Origin of the sequence: Dolichospermum sp. UHCC 0260 (assembly GCF_009711985.1) — a bacterium.
GTDB classification, from domain to species: domain Bacteria; phylum Cyanobacteriota; class Cyanobacteriia; order Cyanobacteriales; family Nostocaceae; genus Dolichospermum; species Dolichospermum lemmermannii.
Genome location: NZ_VIKZ01000032.1, coordinates 1 through 22,749, shown reverse-complemented (window position 1 = coordinate 22,749; position 22,749 = coordinate 1). Strand labels below are relative to the sequence as shown.

Here is a 22,749-nt window from a genome sequence, read left to right as displayed (position 1 = left end):
GGCTTTTACCGTGGATTCTTGATCTAATTTAAATTTAACAACCGCCAGTAATTCTCTTGATGTCTAACATTCAAAATCTCAAATCTACCCTCAAACCCCCACCCCTCAAACCCGGTGATTTACTGCGCGTCATTGCCCCCAGTGGTGCATTGCGAGAAGTTGAGGCTTTTAATCAAGGTGTGGAAATTTGGAAGTCCCACGGCTATCGGATTAAAATTGGCGACAATCTCAATGATAGACATGGTTATCTAGCTGGTACAGATGCCCACCGTCGTCAACAATTAGCCACAGCATGGCAAGATCCCGAATGTCAGGGAATCCTCTGCGCGAGAGGTGGTTTTGGTAGCACCCGGATTTTAGAAGATTGGACTTGGCAAGAAAATACCATTACCCCTAAATGGTTAATTGGCTTTTCTGACATCACAGCCCTGCTTTGGAGTCTCTATAACGCCGGAATTGCCAGTGTACATGGTCCCGTCATGACTACCCTAGCCAATGAGTCAGAATGGTCAATCAAGCGGTTATTAGACATAGTAGAAGGTCGTCACCTCGCACCTTTAAAAGGTTGTGGTTGGGGTGGTGGTACAGTAACGGGAATCTTGCTTCCTGGTAATCTGACAGTCGCTACCCATCTTTTAGGAACACCGATTTTACCCGACCTCGATGGTGTAATATTAGCCTGGGAAGATGTGACAGAAACACCTTATCGCATTGATAGGATGTTGACACAGTGGCGTTTGAGCGGGGCTTTATCTAAAGTTCGTGGTATTGCTTTGGGAGGGTTTACTAAGTGTGAAGCCCCACCTAATATACCTAGTTTTACTGTAGAGGAAGTATTGCGCGATTGTTTGGGTGATTTGGGTATTCCCATAGTTTCTAATCTCCCCTTTGGTCATGATACCCCCAATGCTGCTTTACCTGTGGGAGTGATGGCAACATTAGACGCTGAACAAGGAATATTGCATTTTTCCCCATAGACATAGGCCTCTTTGTGATGGGGTGTTGGGTCGCGCTGTCGCTTAACCTAACCTACAAATCAAGGCTTTTTCCAATTTGGACAAGGTATTGCTATGAGGTAATCAATTCTAATCTGTGTAGTTTCATTTCTTGTTGTTTAAGACAATGACAAAATATAAATAACTGTAAATCTGCTAGAACTTGATTAAAATCATGATGATTGTATAAACCTGTTTCATTATTAGCATTTCTGAGTATTGTCAACCAATTTGCTACTTCTTTCATGTACTCTATAGATGTATCAATTTCCTGGGGATTATAAGATCCTATTTGTCTATGTAATGCTAATTCTTTATCCGTGGGTTGAATACCTAAATCATTGATTTGATCAGTAACTATTTTACAGGTCAATTTTTCAACTAAATTTGCGGCTTTTAGACTTATACAATGAGAATGTACACGATATTTAATTAAAACTTTGGGAAGATTCCAAACTTTGAATTTTTTTGATATTCTTACCCATAGATCATAGTCTTGAGCATTTGGATAATCTTTTCTATAAACCTCTCCATTTATCTCAACTGCGTTGATTGCACTTCTTCTCATCAAAACCGCTGAATGAGCAAAATAGTTATGGAATAACAGCCTACAAGGAATTTTTTGATCGGGTTCTTCCTCATTCCATACTTCACCCGTCAAATTATCATGATCATCCATTAATTCAACCCAAGACCCAACCATACCAAAGTCTGGGTTATTTTCCATAAACTCAAATTGTTCTGCTAATCTTGATGGATATGCATAGTCATCACAATCTAAAACAGCAATGTACTCACCTGATGATGCTTGCAAACATTTATTTCTAGTTGTTGGTATCCCCAGATTGATATTGTTTTGAATTAATTTAATTCTTTCATCTTGGTAGGAATTGATAATTTTTACGCTGCTATCTGTGGAAGCATCATCTACAATGACAAGTTCAAAATTGGTAAACGTTTGATTTAAAATACTCTTGATTGCTGTATCAAGATACTTTTCGCCATTATACACTGGCATAACAACTGTAATTTGAGGATTTAACTCTTGTTGAATAAACTGATTTTGATTCATAATATTTAATGATTTTGAACAAATGGGTGATTTTTATAGTAATCCATAAATAACGTATAATATGCGAGTTATACCTAATTTCAGGGAACTTTTGTTCAACCTCAAAAAAATGCCTAGTATAAATTTTGACCCTAAGCCGACAATCTCGATTATTTTATGTACCTACAATCGGGCAAAATACTTAAACGATTGCATAAATAGCGTCCTTCAACAAACTTTTCAGGATTTTGAATTAATTGTAGTTGATGATGGTAGCCAAGATCATACTTTTGAAATTGTCAATAGTTACCTACAAAAATTTAGTCATATCCGTTATCTGAAACATCAAAATCGGAAAGCCGCTTACGCCAGAAATGCGGGTATTCAAGCATCTTTTGGAAACTATATCACATTTATTGACAGTGACGATACCTATAAACCCTATCATCTAGAGTCGCGGTTGGAATTTATGCAAGCTAATCCAGAGATTGATTTGATTGAAGGTGGATGTGAAATTGAGGAGGAATTTTCTGTTCCTGATTATTTTCAACCCGATCAAACAATTAATATTAGAGAATGCGTTGTCGGTGCTACATTTTTTGGAAAAAGACCGATATTTTTTGAATTAAAGGGATTTAATAATATTCCCTATGGTGAGGATGCAGATTTATGGGAGCGTGCCGAAAAAATCTTCAAAACTCACAAAATCAAAGAGCCGGAAACTTATATTTATACGAGAGTAGAAGATAGTACCACCAAGATTTTCCTAGATAAAATGTCCTCTTCTAATTAACCTATTTAGATTTTATAATTTAGCAAAGAGCAATCGAAGCAAAATTATTAGTTCAGAGGGAACTCCGAAGCAACAGGGAACAGAAAAAACTCATGTTTAAAAACATGAAATTGAAATAATGACACTGTTTTTTTCGGGCTACGCATCTTTTAAAAACATCTTTTTTTTGACTGAAGCTCTGAACTCAGAACCAAAGTTTCTTATCTGTTCCCCGTTCCCTTTTTTTATAATTTTTAACTTACCTTTGGGGGTTAAAGTCCCCTGCTTCTACAAGCAGCGGGTTTTGCGTCGGGGTAAAATCCCCGTTGCAAAACGTAATTCTAAATTCTAAATTCTAAATTCTGCATTCTTTTAATTCCTATGGTGTTTCTGGAAATGTTTGCACTTTACTATCAGGATTGAGAATAACTCGTATTCTCAAGTTTTGCCCAGATTTATTAGTAGAAACAAAAGGTTTCCCAATTTGGGGAATGCCACTACTATCAATGTATTCTCTGGCAACTTTATTTAAGGGCAAAATCTTTTCAATTGTACCATCAATACCCAATGTTAAACTATATTCTAAGGCTTGAGAGAGACCAGTTGGTGGTTGCCAACGTTTGTTGAGGTATTCTCTCGCTTCTGCTACTTGAGGTGTATCAAATAAAGTCTTATTATTAGTAACTTGTGTACCTGACGTAGTTTTAGTTGCAGTTCTTAATTTCCTAATTAAATTCTCTTTATTTTCCGCTGGAGATGGCTGATCTGGCGTAGCGATACCTACAGTATCCTGCGGTAATTCCGGAGCAAAAGGAGTGGGAATTATGTTAGGAAGATTACTAAAACTATTGTTGGGGATAGTGGCAACAGACTGAGATGGTGGGGAAATATTAGATGGCAAATTCTGAGATTTAGGGGTATTCATGCCTTTTTTAGCCAGAATACTTGAAGAATTTGGTATGGCTTTTGCTACTTTCGGGCTATCAAGAATTTGTCGAGGAATAGGATAGGAAGAAGTATCGGATGGTATGGTTAATGACGGCTGAGATGTTGTGGTTGGTGTCCCAGGGATAGTTGTATTAGGAACGGAAAGCGGCGGTAAGGGCGTACTAAAGTTAGTAAGTGGTGGTATCAGTTGGGGCTGAGGCGTGATTAAAGGGAGTGGCGGCGTTGCTGTAGTGTCTTGTACAGAAGGTTCTATCGCCACTGGTTTGACGGACTCAGGACTATTTTTAGCTATTCTCTGCCGATTTTTCTGAATATTCTTGGCATATTGCCAGGTAAATGGTGTTAAGCCGGCTGCTAATACCAAAACTGCGGCTATAGGGGCCCACTTAGGTAGATTCTGCCTGACAGTTTGACTACTAGTAGTTGGTAAAACAATCATATCAGATGTGTATTCATCTAAAGCTGTTGCTAAATCAAATAGTTGTAGTAAACTCAGTTTAATTACCTGTCCAGATGTCTGGTTAGCAAGATCACCAAAAAAGAGTTTGTGAGTTAAATTACTACTAGATTCTAAATAAACTTTCGTTTGGGGAATTTGAGTGTTAAAGGATCGTAAATTTTGGGTAGGAAAGGCAGACGGGGGAATATCGGGCGATTCTGGAGCTGCTTCTGATCCTGTATGGGGATAATCATTACCTGCTAAAGTGATACTAAAATCTTCGGCAGATTGTTGCAGCAGCTTTTGAACGTAAGTAGTAACAATATTACATAAAACTTCTAGCTGCTGGTGATCACCCTGGATGATAATTTTCTGTGCTTCTGGTAGTTGTGGATCATCAAATTGCAGACGAAAACTAGGATCATTAATAATAGTTTTGTCTGTCCACCGGGACAAAGGGGAGTTTTCCGCCCAGATTTCTAGTGTGCAAGTGGGGGGGGTATAGCGACGAATGACAGGATTTGATAGAGACATAACAACAATTTCAACGAAAAAAATAGGGAATTTTGGATTTTAGATTGGGAGTGAAAATCGCAAATCACAAATTATTTTGTGGAAAGGTCTATGAGTGCTAACCACAAACGACGGTGTCCACCGCCGGCACTATAAAAGAGTAAATTTATTAACAGTTTTAGGGCTAGGTGGGTAAGTATATCCCCAGGAGTGGCTTCTTCCTCTTCCATGCGTTCTTGGTAAGTATTACAAAAACTATCTATATAATCTCCCAATAACGCAGTTTGGTGAGGTTGTTGCTTATTTGCTGTCATCTGCTCTAATAAACCGACAGCCCGGCGAATTAATTCCTGGTGCTGCTTGGCGAGATAACAGATAATTAAAACTAGCGATCGCGCTTCTTCTACATCTAATTTTTTTCGTCCTCCTTGACTTTTGCGAAGGGGATTCGATTGCCGCAATCGCCACAGGGCTACCCGATCTGGTACTTTTGATTCTAAATCCAGACTAACTGCGGCTGATAGCATTGCCTCTGAACCAATGCCAGTTAAGGTCTCTAGGGCTAATAGCACTAAATCTAACTGAGTTTTGATATTTTCCCATTGAATTGTACTCGAGGCTGGGAGTTGACTTAAATCCTCCCAAGCTGATTTTGGTATAGTGGAATTAGCGGTTGAGTGCATAACTTTTAGCATAGATGATTAAGCTGAAAGACGCTGGTGTTGTTGCCTATTTGGAAACGAGATTTGTTAGTAGGGGCGAAGCATTTGGAAGATAAATTATCGGTCATTGCCAAAAATAGTTCTCCAAATGCTTCGCCCGTACAGTTGTCAGTAGGGGCGAAGCATTGGGAAGATAAATTATCGGTCATTGCCAAAAATAGTTCTCCAAATGCTTCGCCCGTACAGTTGTTAGTTGTAATAATTTTGCCTGTTCCCTGTTCCCTTTAGATATGAGCAATAGTGACACCACTACCACCATCGGCTTGTGCTGCTGGTTCGTAATGGGTAATTCTGGGATGTTGTTGTAAGAAAGCGTGAACTCCTTGCTTTAGTTTGCCAGTACCGTGTCCATGAATAATCCATAGGGGTCCAGCGGCTTCAGAAATGGCTTTGTCTAAGATATATTCGCCATCAGCTACGCGTTTTCCGCGCAAATCTACAGTATTTTGAGAGGTGCGAATGGCTGGGGCTGGTGGTGGTGTAACTACGGCTGGGGCTGGTTTTGTTTTAACTATGGGTTCGGGTTTTTGTCCATCTAATGATTCTATATCTTGGAGTTGGACTGTCATTTTCATGATGCCAAAACGAATGGCGAAATTGCCGTCAGCATCAGGAATTGTTAAGACTTCGGCGGTTTGCCCTAATTTGGGAATTCGCACGCGATCGCCGACTTTGGGCATAAACCCAGGTTTAGGTTTAGGTGGCGGTGCAGGTTCATATTTTTGGGCAATTTGACTGAGGGATGCGGTGGCTTGTTGGGCATCTTGGGCGTTGGCTGTGCCTTTTTGCAAGCGGCGGATAACTTGGGCAATTTCACCTTTGGCTTGGGTAATTGCTTGTTGAACGGCAATTTCTTGGGAAGCCCGCAAATCTTTTTCTCTGGCTTCTAAAGCAGCGGCTTTGTCAGAAACTTCTTTATATAATCGTTCGGCTTGACGTAATATTTTTTGGGCTTCTGCGGCTTTGGTTTCTTGGTGGCGACGTTGGGCTTCTAAACCGGCAATGACTTGATTTACTTCGTCTGTGGCTTCTCCAACCTGAGTTTTAGCTGCTGCTACTACTTCTGGTTTTAACCCTAAACGCAAGGCAATACTCAAGGCGTTGGAACGTCCAGGAATCCCCCACAATAGCCGATAAGTGGGTGAAAGGGTGGTTTCGTTAAATTCTACGGAAGCATTTTCAAACTGAGGATTTTCATATTTTAAGGCTTTGAGTTCGCCAAAGTGGGTACTAGCCATTGTTAGCTGGGTATGATTGGCGAGATATTTGAGTAAAGCGATCGCTAATGCACTACCCTCAACCGGATCTGTGCCTGCACCAACTTCATCCAGTAATACGAGGGACTGGGGACTGGGGACTGGGGACTGGGGACTGGGGATTGGTAGTTTTATTTTTTCTTTTTCTTCCTCTTCCTCTTCCTCTTCCTTTCTCCTGACTTCTTCCTCTTCTTCTTTCTTTCTCCTGACTCCGTTCGACTGAGCGAAGTCGAAGTCTGACTCCTGACTCCTGACTCCTTTCTCCTCCAATGCTTCTAATATTCGACTAATGCGGCGAATATGTCCTGAAAACGTGGATAAACTCTGTTGTAAAGATTGTTCATCCCCAATATCAGCTAAAACTTGCGAAAACCACGGCATTTCTACGGGTTCACGGGCAGGAACAAATAAACCCACTTTCGCCATGATAGCCGCTAATCCCAAGGTTTTTAAAGTTACCGTTTTTCCACCTGTATTTGGTCCTGTGATGGTGACTACCCGAATTTGGGGACTGATCAGCAAATCTACCGGAATGACGGGATTTCCTTGTTCGTGCTGCTGTTGCCATACTAATAACGGGTGGCGCAGATTTCGCAAGGTGATAATTTCATTGTCTTGGCGATTGATAAAGCGCGGGGGGTTAGAACCTATCCACAGACTATAACGAGCTTTCGCAACTGCTAGATCTAAGGTAGTGACAATGGCTAATAACCTTTCTAAATCTGGGGTAACTGCGGCTACTTTCTCCGTCAAAGTCCGACGAATGGCTTCGGCTTCGGTTTGCTCTTTTCTGAAGATTTGCCGCAGTTGATTACCCAAGGGAACGACACTGCTAGGCTCTATATACAGGGTTGCGCCACTGGTGGAGGTGTCATGAACAATGCCGGGAATTGCGTCCTTTTGGGGGGCTTTGACGGGGATGACAAAGCGATCGCTTCTTTGGGTAATTAACTGTTCTTGAATTGCTCCCGATTTTGCTTGGATAATATTTTGGAGTTTTTGAGTAATTTGGCTGCGGATTTTCCGCAATTCTACCCGAATTTCCCCCATTTTCTGACTAGCGCGATCAGTTACTTCTCCCCGTTCATCAATACAACGGTGGATTTCCTGTTCTAATTCTGGGTACGTTCGTAATTGGGAAACTAAATCGTTTAAAACTGGGACATTTTCTTGATTATCAATGACACGGCGTAAATTTCTTGTCCCTGCCAGGGTGGTAGCGATCGCTAATAGTTCCTCTCCAGGTAAAATACTTTGAAGTATTGCCCGTTCTAGGGAATCACCGATATCTTGGATTCCTTCAAAGGATAATCCTGGATGTAAACGACTTTCCAGTTCGTAAACTTCTTTGGTTTGCGCTAATAACTGTTCACTTTCTACCTGGGTTTCAGGAATCGGCAAGTCACGCGCAACTATTGCCCCTAGCTTAGTTGCCGCAAAGGTGGAAAGGTGCTGGCACAAGCGAGGCCACTCTAGTAATTCTAAGGTTTCAGATTGAATCAAGGTTTCAACAACTAATCTGAAGTTATCGTAACAATTTTAGCCGCCATCAGACTAAATCTTCAAGGTTAAAATTTTTAGGTTCTTTTGTCACAAAAACGGTGACGCTGGCTGAATGCTACCATCTAGTAGTCTGTCAAGAACTAATTGACGGGTAAAGGCAACCAGGGGGAGAAGAGGGGCAGGGGGAGTAGGGGAGGGAAAAACAGAAGTTTTTTCCTATCATTACCCGTCAAATTTATTTTGACGGGTTTTTGGTAGTGCGGGCATACTATGGCTAACGCCACGCTGCGCTATCGACAAGTGTTACAGTGAGCTTGTCGAACTGCTCAGTACAAGTCTTGCCCGCGTGAGCGAGACGCTCACACTACAGTCCATCATTTTTATCTTGACAAACTACTAGATAATTCTCTTTGATTGATCATATTTTCAAGTTAAAATCAAGGATTACAGCACCTTTGACACAGATCCAATTTACATAATGAACGCTACACAAGAACAACTAAAACTAAAATTAACACAGGCTTTAGTAGCTGCTTTTGGTACAGATTATACCAATACAGATCCAATTTTAGTTTCTGCCAGTAATCCTAAATTTGGTGATTATCAAGCTAATGTGGCTTTATCTTTAAGTAAAAAGTTAGGAAAGCAACCGAGAATTATCGCTGGGGAAATTGTCAGTAAACTAGATGTATCTGATATTTGTGAACCTCCAGAAATTGCAGGTCCTGGTTTTATTAACCTCAAATTACAAACTTCTTATTTAGAAGCACAACTTAACGCGATTCAGATAGATGCTAGATTGGGAATACCCACAGCAACAAATCCACAAAAGCAAATTGTTGATTTTTCCAGTCCAAATATTGCTAAAGAAATGCACGTCGGACATTTACGTTCGACTATTATTGGTGATTCCATTGCCCGGATTTTAGAGTTTTGTGGTCATGATGTTTTGCGGTTAAATCATGTTGGTGATTGGGGTACGCAATTTGGGATGTTAATTACCTATTTGCGGGAAGTTTATCCAGACGCACTTACTACTGCAAATGCTTTAGATATTGGAGATCTAGTCAATTTTTATCGCAAAGCCAAACAGCGATTTGATGAAGATCCAGTTTTTCAAGAAACTTCCCGTCAAGAAGTTGTGAGATTACAAGCTGGTGCGGAAGATACACTTCATGCGTGGAAATTGTTATGTGAACAATCTCGACAAGAATTTCAAATTATTTATGATTTACTCAATGTTGAATTAATAGAAAGAGGTGAATCTTTTTATAATCCACTATTACCAAAAGTTGTGGAAAATTTAGCAACAACGGGATTATTAGAAGCAAGCCAAGGGGCAAAATGTGTTTTCTTAGATGGTTTTACAAATAGGGAAGGTAATCCTTTACCTTTAATTGTCCAAAAAACTGACGGTGGTTATAACTATGCAACCACAGATTTAGCAGCTTTAGGTTATCGCATTCAAGAAGATAAAGCCAAGCGGATTGTTTATGTGACAGACGAAGGACAATCTAACCACTTTGCCCAATTTTTCCAAGTCGCAAGAAAAGCAAATTGGATTCCTGAAGATGTGGAATTAGTTCATGTTCCTTTTGGGTTAGTATTAGGAGAAGATGGCAAAAAATTCAAAACTCGTTCTGGGGATACTGTGCGGTTACGAGATTTGTTAGATGAAGCCATTAACCGCGCTCGTGCAGACATAGAAAATAGATTACAAGAAGATGAACGCACAGAAACAGAAGAATTTATGCAAAATGTCGCTGAAGTTGTGGGGATTAGTGCGGTTAAATATGCAGATTTAAGCCAAAATCGCACCAGCAGTTATGTCTTTAGTTATGACAAAATGTTATCTCTCAAAGGCAATACAGCCCCTTATCTTCTCTATGCTTATGTGAGAATTCAAGGTATTAGTCGTCAAGGGAATATTGATTTTACCAACTTAGGAATAAATCGTCAAATCTTGCTAAAAGAAGATGCAGAATTAACTTTAGCTAAACATCTCTTGCAACTTGATGAAGTGATTAAGGAAGTAGAACAGGATTTATTGCCAAATCGTTTGTGTGATTATTTGTATCAACTCAGCGATAAGTTTAATAAGTTCTATGAAAATTGCCCTGTTCTCAAATCAGAAGAACCTGCTAGAACTTCGCGGTTAATGTTATGTGATTTAACTGCAAAAACTCTCAAGTTGGGATTATCTTTGTTAGGAATTAAGGTTTTAGAAAGGATGTAATATTAAGTTCTGACGATTATAAATCTCAGCTACACAGACAAAACCCACTTGAATCATGAAACTCTTGTAGTGCGGGCATCTTGCCCGCTACATAAGTACCTCATTAGAGCGAAATCTGCTGTAAGCATCGTCATACATATCATTAGCCAAAAAAACCAACTCCATAACCAGCAATTATGTCATCACGAAACCTCTACCTTTTCTAAATCTACACCCAGTCCTTGATCTAATTCTGGTAAGTTTTTACCCAAAATCAGAACAGATACCATCATTAATAAACTCGTCACCATAATCACACTGATCACATTCGGATCATCAAAATTACTCGTACCTATTAACAATGCTGCGGCAAAATTGCGTTGTGCAGTTCCTACTCCTAGAACTCTTTGAGTATCAATACCAGGACCACCCAAAAGATAACCCACAGTAAAAGAAAAGATAATAAAAATAGCACAAACAAAGACCACACCATTTGTCATTGACACTCTCAGGTCTAAAGACACTGAGATTCTGCGGACAGAATAGTTTTAGGCAAAACCCAAAGTCTAATTCTCGCTACGATTGTCAAGGATCGTCTACTGAGTTGATTAAGTGAAAGACCTAATCTTCCCGCTACTTTTCGCAAAATATTCGCTGCACCATTTAGATCAGCGTTAACAATTGAACCATTAGCTGACTGATACAATCCACGTTTAACGCGCTAACAGTAATGCTTTCCACCCTTCTGGTTTCTGACCATAAACGGGCAGGGAGTCTCCATCTAAGAAAGATGCTTTTGACGTATAAGATTCTTCAGTTTCTTGAAATCTAATCCCATGTAAATCACATAGTTGCTTTAGTCGGTCTTTAAGCTTTCCTAGAGGCATTTGAACAAACCTCTGATTGTTCAATCTACCCATATTAGCGTTAGATTTAAAGCCTTCATTCCAGCCAATGACTAATGTGCCAATACCGTATTTTAGGCAGTGGTCAATAATTAGTTTTGCAGCTTTATTAACGCCATCTTTCATTTGATGGTTGCGTTTACGGGTTACTCGGTCTAACCAGTTATCCCAGTAAGCTTCAGGTTTCCCCTCTTTGCGAGTTGATACTTGTTTATTCCAAAGCTGGTTCATCGCTTTCATTGAACGAGAATCAATCAACAAGGAATTACCCAAAGTATCAACACAAGCTGCTAAATTGTCAGCAGTTCCCAAATCAATTGATAAAGCTTGATTGATGTCTAAATCATGTTTTTGTCTCTTGACTTCATAAGAAATTTCCAAGTAGAAAGCACCATTTTTAGGGAGGATAGTAAATTCTTTAACCTTTGAGTAATCAATGTTTGAAGGCATTGTCAGAAAGAAGTCAGAAATACCAAACCATCGCCTAACAGTTGTTCCTAATGAAAATCTAAGTTGTCCGTTAATTAATGTTGGAGGTTGTCCTCCTGAAGTTGGATAAGCAACCTTAAAAAGTTTAGAACCTGTCAAGTAATCTGGTGCTTTAGGTTTAAAGTGTAATTGTCCTTCGAGAAACAAAGAGCGCAATTCTTTAAAAGATTTAAAACCTTCTGCCACTGATATTAGAGTCTGCTGCATTGGAACTGATGGCATTGACTGGGCGACAAGTGATTTACTGATGGATTTTTCGTAAATCAAATCAAACTTGTTAGTTAATAACTTTCCAGTTTTGAAAAACGTCTGTCGAGCAAAGTAAACACCACTATTATAAATTTTGCCTGATTGCTGACAAAGATACTCTAATACCGCTTTTGTTTCGTTGTCTGGGGATAACAAAACTTGTTGAACTCCCATTAACTTTTTAGCCTTAGACATTGTTCGACCTGCAATGTTGTGATATTGTTAGTATATCAACATATTTATTGAATAGTAATGCCATTCCAGAAAAATAACAAATTAGGTTTCACAAGTAAACAGCCCTTTGATAAAGACCCTGTTTGCTTTAAAGTGTTGCCTGGAGTCAAGGCAAAGTTAAAAGCCGTCCCAGACTGGCAAGAACGATTAAGAGAATTTACTGATAAGCTTATAGAAAAAATGAAGACTGAAGGCGAATAAATTCGTCTGTGTCGCTTATATCTCTCCGGCTTTAGCCACTGAGTTTTACGCTTACCAAGTTATCCTATAAAAAAGGGAAACAGAACTATATTTGTGTAAGTTTCTGCTTTTCTGGCAAGCTCAGTCCTAAAGGGACTGAGTTACTGACTGTGACAGAAGGGTAAATCCAGAAATTATTCCTCGACAATTTCCACTTCCCTTGGTTCTGCTGGTGCTTCAGCAGAAGTATTGGCTTCGGGACTGAGGTGATTTTTCAGTTTGAGTTTTAGGTCGTCTGAAATGGGCAAATCTTTAATTTCTTTGAGCAGAAATCTGACTGATTCGGTTTTGCTACGTTCTGTATATATAGCCTTGAGAATAGCTTCAATTCCATAGCCTGCTACAGTATCCCCTACAACTGTTGTCAGACCAAGCAGACCTATACCTCCGAGGATACCAAACGGTCCTCCCACAGATGTGAGGGTAGCAATAATAGCAGCATTACTACCTGCTGATGAAACTGCTAAAACCACGAGAATTATGCCAGGAAGACCCAGACCAGCCAATTTTTTAACGATTTCGTCCATTGTAATTACCTAAAATTGTGATACTTTTGCTGACAATCTTATCAATCTGTGATTTCAATTAATAACCGTTCGGCTGACGCACCCTAAATATGGGATATTTTTTATTTTGGCAGTCCCTAACTTGACAAGATACTACACAATTCATCGATTTCTTGATTTTTTTCTTGAATCAGTATATTCGCTAAAGTTTGTAATTGGCGCAGATTTTCTGGTTTGGCATTATCTATATCTTCGAGTTCACTTTTTAAGAATGGTTGAAACCGATAATAAGAAGTTTTATGACCTTTATTAGTAGCCTCAAACAACCGTTCTAATTCTCCAGCTACTACTTCACTCCCGCCGTCAAGCACCATATTTAACAGCGGCTTTGTCCATTGCAATAGTCCCCAATTTTTCACTTGGTCATAAGGGTAGACACTGGTCAGGGAACCGGTACCCAAGGATACTACCAAGATATCCTCCATATTCAGGGCTTGTTGATTTTCTTGCCTACTAATTTGCGCTTCTAAAATAGCCAAATTAGCGGGATTATTCGCAACTAATCCCCCATCCACTAATGTATAGAAGCCGTTGGTATTATGGGAACTGGAAACACGATAGGGAGCAAAATAAGTCGGAGTTGCACTAGTTGCCAATGCTGCATCTGTGAGCGTAAAACCTAGGCATAACTTGCGAAACTTTTTCGATTTAGTCTGTTGTTTTTCGAGCTTATTAGTAAAGAATATGGGAATTCGCTGCTCGATATCGTAGCTCGTTACGAAAACTTCTTTGAGATTATTTTCTAAAGGGCTGTCGCCAAAATATTGCTTGATAATTTCTTCTCTCCCCTCTGAAGAATATTTTGGTTGAACGAATATATCCTCTAGCTGTCCGAGTAATTGTTCCCAGAATGGCTCGTAAAATATCTCAGCCCCATATTCCAAATATATTTGCAGAAGTTCTTCAGCGCTGTATTGGGCGACGGGTGGGCTATCAGATCCTGCTAAATCTAATCGCGGTTTAGTTAGTCCGAGTGCGAGAATTCCTCCGCTGGAACTACCTGCAATTAAATCGAACAAACTAAAAATCTGTTTTTGTGTCCGCTTTTCAATTTCAGTTAAGATGATTGCGGGGATAATACCCCGAATACCACCGCCATCAATAGCAAGTATTTTATATTTGGGATTTGCTGTATTATTCATAGTTTGTTTCGATTCCTCTTGAGAGGGTGTTTGCGCTTGTTCCTGTTGTTGAATATTGTCTGGGATTGGGTATTCGGTAGTTTGGGCGATTTCGGCTATCTCTGCAGGTGAACTACTTGGTCTGTGTCCCTCGCTGGATGATTGTGCGATCGCAAATAGAACTTGTGCTAAATTCCAACTGGGATCACCATACAAGGTTCCATTATGGGTATTTCCACTCTGGTCTTGGACAGTTGTTCCTTCTCCTTCGTTTAATCTCCAGTAGGCTACTAATCCTGGTTCATTTCCGACTAGAGGACTAGAGCGATGCGTTTGGATTTGGTCTTGAGTGCAGGGATAATTCCAGACGCTAATATTTGCCAACTGTCCTGTAAAGTATACATTATTGTGTAAAGTCGCCCCCATGGTTATAGGACTAGTTGCTTTGTTCAAAGAAGAACCTGTCAAAGACCCAGTATATTCATGGTCATCAAGATATATAGTCAGTTGACCACCATTAAAAACAATGGCAAAGAAGTGCCATTGTCCGATGGTTAATTCTCCATTGCCAAAGGTTTTAATAACATTGTCAATATTTTCATCAATGTATACATCTAAATTACCTTCTTCACTGATGCCAAATTCAAAATTATCACTGTATCGGTCTGAAGAACGGGCAAAAAATACATTGTGTGCCCCGTATGTAGTTGCTTTATTGGTGAGTTGATGCGGATTCACCCATCCGGAAATCGTAAAGGCTGAACTCCCCTGAGCAAACACACCACCAATATCATTTTTGCCAAAATTTATGTAGTCATCTTGACCATCAAATGTCAGAACTGATTGGGTATTTACTTGATTTGTCACAACATTTTCATCTCCAAATCATATAATTTGTAATTAATCAACGAACTATATACATAATTTATTTTTATCTATCAGGCCATATAGCTTGTTGGTAAATATATTGACTGTTGCTGCAATACTCACACTACAAGTGTCGTAGTTTCTAAATGCTGACTGATCATTCTTTCCTATAAGACTTGTACACTGATCCCAATGCTATGGTAGTTTTGTGCCAAAATCCCATAGGAGTCCCATATATTTTTAACTCCAACGCACTTAACCTAGACTTTTAAATAATCTCAGCTTTATCAAAAAAATGCAATAGATAGCAGGTAAGACTTATGCTTATCTATCTAACGGTGCATCTTTATATCCCACATTCCGCACCCTAACTGTCACATTGTTGACACTCCCCGGTCTAAAGCAAGTCAGGCATTGCTACGCAATGCTTACTCAGGGACTTTCAAACTTCCCAGTCTTTCTTGTAAGGTGCATTAAACCGCAAAAATCTAGCAAATAAACAGATTGTTGATATCTGATGCACCCTACAATAGATTTTTGGTGTGACGCTTGCGTAAGTTGTAAGAGTGAGTCATAACTTTAACAAAATATATTTAGAACTTACGCATTGACAAATGAGGGAAAATTCTTATACGGTAATCATCGGTATTGCTTATATGTAAGCATCAAACATCTCCGAAAAAGAATCTGAAACCCTTAACCTGTCTAGCTGAAAACCTAATTTCCGGAGAGGTCTATTTTAGTTATCTAAAATAGACAAAATAGTTAAAAAACTCGCTATTATGGCTAATCATCAAAATAAATTTAATTGCTTTATTATTGGCGAGGGAACTTTACCGATTCAATGTGCTGAAATACTGATCAATCAAGGTCACGTAATTTACGGCATTATCTCCGCAGATGCATCGATAATTAACTGGGCTGAGGGGAAAAACATACCTTATATTAAGCCAACAGATCATCTCGGAGAATTTTTAAGCCAGCAGCCTTTTGATTACCTGTTCAGTATTGTCAATAGGTATGTTTTACCCCAGGAAATTCTAGAGTTACCACGCCAATTTGCGATCAACTATCATGATGCCCCCCTACCAAGATATGCAGGAGTCAATGTCACTTCCTGGGCGTTGATGAATCAGGAGAAGACTCATGGGGTGACGTGGCATATAATGGCCGCTATGGTTGATGCGGGCGATATCCTGAAGCAGGTAATTATCGATATTGCTGATGACGAGACAGCTTTGACTCTGAATGGGAAATGCTATGAATCTGCTATTAATGCATTTGCTCAACTAGTTGATGAGCTATCCTCTGGTACATTTGTAGCAACCAAAGTAAACCTGAATCAGCGCACCTATTTTTCCCGCTTCAAAAGGCTGAGGGCAGGCGGAATCATCTCATGGAAGCGTTGTGCTTATGAGTTAGATGCCCTGATTAGGGCTTTAGATTTTGGTTCTTATCCCAATCCATTAGGTCGGCCTAAATTGGCTATAGACAGCAATTTGTTTATAGTCTCTAAGCTTGAGGTTCAGGGTAACTTGTCCAACTACCCTCCGGGAACGATCACAAACATTGAACCTACTTATATCACAGTTTCTACAGCAAGTTATGATATTGCACTACGTCAGGTACTGGCTATTAATGGTCAAGCACTATCAATTTCATATCTGGTGGAGAAATTTGGCTTGCAAGTCGGGTATCAGTTTTGTGATCTTGAGCCTAATCAGGTCAAGCAGATTGAGAAGTTTGATCAGTCAATTGTTAAGCATGAAGCTTTTTGGGTAGAAAGGCTAGGAATCTTAGAGTCCATCACTATTCCTGAGGCAAAGCAGACAGCATCATTACACCTGAAAGAACCACAGTATGCCAGTGCCAGGATGTTTGTACCCGATGAGGTAATTACCTTATGGTTACAACGCCATCCCCAATGGCACCGAAGTGATTTTCTCGCAGCTGCTTTTATTACTTATCTGGCTCGAATTGGTGGCAGCGGATGTTTTGATATCGGATTTAAAGATATTGAATTACAACGACAGTTGGTCGGACTCGAAAGCTTGTTTGCGTCAGTTGTTCCTTATCGGGTAAATATAGATTACGAGCAAAGTTTTGCGGCTTTAAAAAAACAGTTCGAATTTACCCAACTTCCCCTAACTTATGTCCGGGATGTGGTGACTAGGTATCCATCTCTTCGTTCGTTGTCCGATCGGGGTAGTGAGCAGTTTTTCCCAGTGGTTGTAGAGCGTGTGGAAAAACTAGAGGACTACCAAAGTCCGTTGGGAAGTGATCTAACTTTCATAATTTCCTCAGATGGGAAGAAATGTTGTTGGTTCTACAACACCGATATATTGAATAATGACAGTATTGCCAGAATGCAAGAGCAGTTTACTGTTTTTCTGCAAGGTATTCTCACCGAACCTGACCAGTGTATTGCTTACCTACCTTTGTTATCTGAGCAGCAGCGGCGGGAAATTTTGCTGGAGTGGAATGATACTCAGGTTGATGATCCCCAGGATAAATGTATCCATCAGTTATTTGAGTCGCAGGTTGATCTGACCCCGGATGCAGTGGCGGTGGTGTTTGAAAATCAACAACTTACCTATAGTCAGTTGAATTGTCAGGCTAATCAATTAGCGCATTACTTACGCTCTCATGGTGTGGGTGCGGATGTGCTGGTGGGGATTTGTGTAGAGCGTTCTTTAGAGATGGTAGTGGGACTACTAGGCATTCTCAAAGCGGGTGGAGCCTATGTACCAATTGACCCTGAATATCCACAAGAGCGTCTGACTTTCATGCTAGAAGATGCTCAAGTTTCGGTATTACTAAGTCAACAAAAATTAGTTGAAAAATTACAAACCCATCAAGAAAATATTGTCTGCTTAGATACCGCATGGCAACTAATTTCTCAGTTGAGTCCAGAGAATCTCATCTCTGAGGTGCAAGGACATAACTTGGGTTATGTGATTTACACCTCTGGTTCTACAGGTCAACCAAAAGGTGTGGCCATGAATCAGCTTGCTCTTTGCAATCTGCTCCTGTGGCAACGGCAAAATGTCACAATTTCTAGTGGGGCAAAAACCCTGCAATTTGCGCCGATTAGCTTTGATGTTTCCTTCCAAGAAATCTTCTCAACCTGGTGTTCTGGGGGGACATTGCTGTTGATTGGAGAGCAATTGCGCCGAGAACCATTGGCTGTGTTAGGTTTACTCCAAGAACAAGCTGTTGAGAGACTGTTTCTTCCCTTTGTTGGTTTACAGCAACTAGCCGAGGTGGCTATTGAGCGGGAATTAGTTATTAGTAATCTGCGCCAAATCATCACTGCGGGGGAACAGTTGCAGATTACTCCTGCCATTTCTCAATGGTTGAGCCAGTTAACTGATTGTACTTTGCACAATCATTATGGACCATCGGAAAGTCATGTCGTCACCAGTTTTACTCTGACTAATTCCGTGGAAACTTGGCCGCTGCTGCCTCCCATTGGTCGTCCCATTGCCAATACCCAACTTTATATCCTTGACGAAAATTTACAACCAGTACCAGTAGGTGTACCAGGAGAATTGCATATAAGTGGAGTCGGATTAGCACGCGGCTACCTCAACCGACCAGAGTTAACACAAGAGAAATTTATCGCCAATCCCTTTAGCACCTACCCTAATTCCCGTCTCTACAAAACCGGGGACTTAGCCCGTTATTTGCCAGATGGCAATATCGAATACTTGGGTCGCAGCGATAATCAAGTAAAAATCCGGGGATTCCGCATCGAATTAGGCGAAATCGAAACAGTCCTCAGCCAATATCCCCATGTGCAAGCATCTTGCGTGATTGTCCGTGAAGACATTCCTGGGGACAAGCGCTTAGTTGCCTACATTGTGTCGCAAAAAGAGCAGAGAGCCACTGTCAGCGAACTGCGTAGCTTCCTCACACAAAAGCTTCCAGAATACATGGGTCCCCAGGCTTTCGTCATTTTAGATTCCTTACCCCTCACCCCCAATGGCAAAGTAGACCGCCGCGCTTTGCCCATACCAGATTTACACGCTGAACTCACAGACCAGTACGTAGCTCCACGCACCCCCACCGAAGAAATCCTGTCACTAATTTGGGCACAAGTCCTCAAACTAGAGCAAGTAGGTATTCATGATAACTTCTTTACCTTTGGCGGACACTCCCTACTAGCAACCCAATTAGTTTCCCGTATCCGCACTAGCTTCAAAGTAGAACTACCGTTGCGTAGTTTATTTGCTGCACCGACAGTTGCTCAATTGTCGCCACATATTCAACGGTTGCAGCAACAAGAGTTAGAACTGACTTCCCCACCCGAAAAACCCATGATGAAATCGCCTTGTGGCATATCGCCAAAAAGGGGCGGGAAATCCCTGGATTAGAGCGTTTTGTTGATAATATTAATTTAATTCCAGAGCGTCCAATTCAAGCATCGGCGATCGCTTGCCAAGACTTAGATCCAGTTAACGGTGTTTACCATTCAGATACAGGCATTACCACCTATACCCTGTGGGGAGAAATAGCTTATCAAATCGGTGGTGTAGCAGGTTACAGCTTACTCAAAGGTTCTGATGAACAACGAGTTAGCCCTGGTACTGTAGTTTTAGAACGCATTACCCAAGGGCAACCCACAGTAATTATTCTCGATGAAATAGCCCGTTATCTCAGGGCAGCTAAAGCCACAGTAGTTGGTAATAGCGACTTAGCAGAACAAGTTGTCGCCTTTTTATTCTCCCTCATGGACTTGGCAGCAGCTTCTAATAATTTAGTCTTTGTTTACACCCTCGCTTCCTCCACTGACAGTTTTGGGGCAGAAACTACAGAAATTCGGGAAACCATTTCGGCCACAGCTAGACAAGAACGGATTCTCAAACCCAGTACCGATGTGGAAATTTACAATATCGTTAAACAACGGATGTTTAACAGCATTGAAGCCAACGCAGCCAGTGATGCAGCTAAGGAATATCTGCAAACTTATAAAGCCAGTCGTATTGACTTACCAGATGGCTGCAAAGATGCCCGTTATGCCGAAGGAATTGAACAGAGTTATCCCTTCCATCCTGAACTATTTAGCCTATTAACCAAAAAAATCGCCTCCATTGCCAACTTCCAACGCACCAGGGGCGCATTACGCCTATTTGCTGGAGTTATACGTTATCTATGGCAAAATATTCCCAATTCCCAGTCCCCAATTTGGATACCTCTAATTCACACCCATCATATCCCTGTAGGCATTGAAGAAGAAATTACCAGTGATTTAACTTCTCGGTTGGGTAGAGAATTAATGCGAATCCCCATCCAAGCAGACATTTATAACCCAGATGGTAGAGAAGCATATAGCCAATTACAAGACGCAGAATGGCAAGCAGCCGGTAAACCTCCCTTTTCTACCTGGGTAGCTAGAACCATTTTCTTACATTCCATTAACCAAGGAATTGCCGCAGGTATTCGTCGTCCTGAATTAAACTTATCCCTACTGACACCAGGATTAGAAATTGGCTTTGTAGATACTGTTTTAGACAGACTCACAGCAGTAGCGTGGTATTTAGAAAATGATCCGATTACCTTTATTGCCAGATTTAAAGAAGAACCATCACTCAATAAAATCATTTCCGAAGAAAAAGCACAAATTGGCACTACTGAAGCCAAAGATGAATTAAGAAAACGCCGGGATACGATTTTCGCGGATAAATTCTTTAAATTAGTTTCAGCACCAATAAGTCCCGCAGATGTAGATGATGTTGCTGATAGTGTAGCTTTGTGCATTATTGATTTTGATGAAGAGACAATTTCTTCTACCACAGATGGACCACCTGCCATAGTAGAACGGATTTTTAACAGCACTGGAGAAGCTGGAAAATTCCGCACTTATAGAAATCGCCTGTTATTTCTTATTGCTAATAAGCAAGAATTACAACGTGCCATTGAGAATGTGCGAGAATATCGGGCTATGCAAAATATTCTCAATTCTCCTAATCGTTTGCAAGACTTATCAGAAAACCAGCAGAAACAACTGAAAGGACGCAAAAGTGATTGTGAATTAAAGATTAGAGTATCCATTACTAATACCTATCGGCATTTATTTTATCCTGCCAATGATCTGGTGAAAGCCTCCAAGGGTTTAATGCACTATACTTTACCTGCCCAAGAATCTGGTGATATTAAAGGTAATAATCAACAGGATATTATTTTAAAATCTCTCAAAGATTGTCAAAAAATCCGTCAAGATGAAGCACAATCTTATGCACCAGCATTCATATTACAGAAAGTTTGGCCAGCAGGCATAAATCATTGGACAACGAAAGCATTAAAAGAAACTTTTGCTAAAGATTTGAGTTTAAATATTTTCCTAGATGGGGAAATATCTAAATTACGAGAAACAATTCGCGCAGGAATTTTAGATGGTAGTTGGGATATAAAAATTGGTGAAAAACTATTCATCAAAACTGATGATCATAAAATTGTTCCCCCTGATTCCATAGAATTTTCTGAAAGAATAGAATTGTATCGTCGGGGTATTCTCCAACCACCCAAACCACGAGAAATTGAACTGAATGCCCAAGTTATGCCTAGTACAGATAAGTTAAAACCTGTGCGGTTAAGGTGGAAAGCATCTGGGGCATTAACCATTAAATTGTATCAAGAAAACACGGAAATTAATGATAGGGTGTTTCGTCCTAGTGATGAATATGAAACTAGCATTACCCAAACTACAATTTTTAAAATAGTTGTTGACTACGGTAATGAAGAAATAGTTGAAAAAGAAACTAAAGCTTCCATAATTACTTATGGTACTGGTGGAACTTCTTCTCCTGGTGTGGCAGAACCAGGAAGTTTATTTGCCGTCAAACCAGAAACATTTAATGCTGAAGGTACACACAATAGTGTATTTACCCAATTAGCTGATTTTATCAAAGATAATAAAGCCGAAGGCATTGAATTGTTAGAAATTTCGGTAGCAGAAGTAATGGACTACCGCAAGTTATTAACTGCCTTTCCTTTATTGATGAAATTACCCCTGCAAATTGACCAGACAGCAAGTATAACCTTGGGAGAGCAATTTATTCGTTTAGAGTACCAAGGACCATATAAAGGGTTTAATAGTTTTCAGAATACTCTTAATACCTTATTGGGTAGTAAAGATGTGAAAGCAGATGTATTCTTGAAGTTAGAATTTAAATTTTTGTCACCAATTCTGCCAGAGGGAACAGAAATAAGTAATATCAAAAGTGCATTAAACCGAAATCCGGTGGACAGGTTGAATTTAATGGCGAAATTGACGTATTAGTTGACGGTTAAGCTGATGTGCAGCTAAATTGTATACAGCTTTTTTCGGTGTTATGAGGTATACATCTAGCGGGCAAGACTTGTACTGAGCAAGCGATGCCCTGAGCCTGTCGAAGGGTCGAAGTATGCCCGCACTACAAGGGTTTTATGATTTCAATTTGTACCTGATTATAACGAAATATGCTTTAATTCAGAAATCCTGAAATTAAAGTAGTGCAAGCATCTTGCTTGCATTCCTTATCCGAATTAAACACGCAACATCTTAACAGTCAACAGTCAACGGTTAACAGTCAACAAATATGCAAGAATTTCAGTTGCGTATAGTTTCCACAGATAATAATAACTTTGTAGTAGAATTATACCAGTGTGCTTATAAAAAGGCC

At 40.1% G+C, this 22,749-nt stretch carries 14 protein-coding genes and 1 pseudogene; 7 read left to right on the top strand and 8 right to left on the bottom strand.

Going from position 1 to position 22,749, the window contains the following annotated elements; translation table 11 throughout:
* Positions 1-59 precede the first annotated feature (59 nt).
* Positions 60-977, top strand: a complete 918-nt coding sequence (locus FJR08_RS13660; RefSeq protein WP_168633529.1) for an LD-carboxypeptidase — start codon at positions 60-62, stop codon at positions 975-977.
* 91 nt (positions 978-1,068) lie between these two features.
* Here the strand turns inward: FJR08_RS13660 and FJR08_RS13655 are convergent, their stop codons facing one another.
* The gene (locus FJR08_RS13655; RefSeq protein ID WP_168633528.1) at positions 1,069-2,067 is read right to left on the bottom strand and encodes a glycosyltransferase; all 999 of its coding nucleotides are present in this window, start codon (positions 2,065-2,067) and stop codon (positions 1,069-1,071) included.
* A gap of 109 nt (positions 2,068-2,176) precedes the next feature.
* On the opposite strand from FJR08_RS13655, the gene FJR08_RS13650 reads away from it, so the two are divergent.
* Positions 2,177-2,839: a glycosyltransferase family 2 protein gene (locus FJR08_RS13650; RefSeq protein ID WP_168633527.1), complete on the top strand. Its 663-nt coding sequence runs from the start codon at positions 2,177-2,179 to the stop codon at positions 2,837-2,839.
* 358 nt (positions 2,840-3,197) lie between these two features.
* On the opposite strand, the gene FJR08_RS13645 is transcribed toward FJR08_RS13650, so the two are convergent.
* Positions 3,198-4,739: a DUF4335 domain-containing protein gene (locus tag FJR08_RS13645; protein ID WP_015079734.1), complete on the bottom strand. Its 1,542-nt coding sequence runs from the start codon at positions 4,737-4,739 to the stop codon at positions 3,198-3,200.
* Between the two features lie 71 nt (positions 4,740-4,810).
* Positions 4,811-5,413 (bottom strand): DUF3038 domain-containing protein, encoded by a 603-nt coding sequence (locus tag FJR08_RS13640; protein ID WP_015079733.1) that lies wholly within the window; start codon positions 5,411-5,413, stop codon positions 4,811-4,813.
* Positions 5,414-5,437: 24 nt separating this feature from the next.
* Between FJR08_RS13640 and FJR08_RS13635 the strand changes: the two genes are divergently transcribed.
* Entirely contained in the window at positions 5,438-5,668 is a 231-nt protein-coding gene (locus tag FJR08_RS13635) for a hypothetical protein (protein WP_371415558.1), read from the top strand.
* Here FJR08_RS13635 and FJR08_RS13630 read toward each other — a convergent pair.
* Positions 5,665-8,199, bottom strand: coding sequence for an endonuclease MutS2 (locus tag FJR08_RS13630; RefSeq protein WP_168633526.1), 2,535 nt, complete (start codon positions 8,197-8,199; stop codon positions 5,665-5,667). The two genes, FJR08_RS13635 and FJR08_RS13630, sit on opposite strands and share 4 nt — an antisense overlap.
* Before the next feature lie 478 nt (positions 8,200-8,677).
* Between FJR08_RS13630 and argS the strand changes: the two genes are divergently transcribed.
* Entirely contained in the window at positions 8,678-10,435 is a 1,758-nt protein-coding gene (gene argS, locus FJR08_RS13625) for an arginine--tRNA ligase (protein WP_168633525.1), read from the top strand.
* 182 nt (positions 10,436-10,617) lie between these two features.
* On the opposite strand, the gene FJR08_RS13620 is transcribed toward argS, so the two are convergent.
* Together FJR08_RS13620 and FJR08_RS13615 are read right to left on the bottom strand one after the other, a co-directional pair.
* Positions 10,618-10,914: a hypothetical protein gene (locus FJR08_RS13620; protein WP_235081995.1), complete on the bottom strand. Its 297-nt coding sequence runs from the start codon at positions 10,912-10,914 to the stop codon at positions 10,618-10,620.
* 14 nt (positions 10,915-10,928) lie between these two features.
* A pseudogene (locus FJR08_RS13615) lies at positions 10,929-12,231 on the bottom strand (RNA-guided endonuclease InsQ/TnpB family protein).
* A gap of 78 nt (positions 12,232-12,309) precedes the next feature.
* Here FJR08_RS13615 and FJR08_RS13610 point away from each other — a divergent pair.
* The gene (locus FJR08_RS13610; protein WP_015079730.1) at positions 12,310-12,492 is read left to right on the top strand and encodes a hypothetical protein; all 183 of its coding nucleotides are present in this window, start codon (positions 12,310-12,312) and stop codon (positions 12,490-12,492) included.
* 173 nt (positions 12,493-12,665) lie between these two features.
* Here the strand turns inward: FJR08_RS13610 and FJR08_RS13605 are convergent, their stop codons facing one another.
* Positions 12,666-13,058 carry a hypothetical protein gene (locus FJR08_RS13605; RefSeq protein WP_168633524.1) on the bottom strand — a complete coding sequence of 131 codons (393 nt, stop codon included), beginning with the start codon at positions 13,056-13,058 and terminating at the stop codon, positions 12,666-12,668.
* Positions 13,059-13,174: 116 nt separating this feature from the next.
* Entirely contained in the window at positions 13,175-15,085 is a 1,911-nt protein-coding gene (locus tag FJR08_RS13600) for a patatin-like phospholipase family protein (protein WP_015079728.1), read from the bottom strand.
* A gap of 782 nt (positions 15,086-15,867) precedes the next feature.
* Here FJR08_RS13600 and FJR08_RS13595 point away from each other — a divergent pair.
* On the top strand, positions 15,868-19,461 hold the full coding sequence (locus FJR08_RS13595) for an amino acid adenylation domain-containing protein (protein ID WP_254435754.1): 3,594 nt from the start codon (positions 15,868-15,870) through the stop codon (positions 19,459-19,461).
* Positions 19,419-22,367, top strand: coding sequence for an ATP-binding protein (locus tag FJR08_RS13590; RefSeq protein ID WP_174783093.1), 2,949 nt, complete (start codon positions 19,419-19,421; stop codon positions 22,365-22,367). The genes FJR08_RS13595 and FJR08_RS13590 overlap by 43 nt, the downstream gene beginning before the upstream one ends.
* The last annotated feature ends 382 nt before the right edge of the window (positions 22,368-22,749 follow it).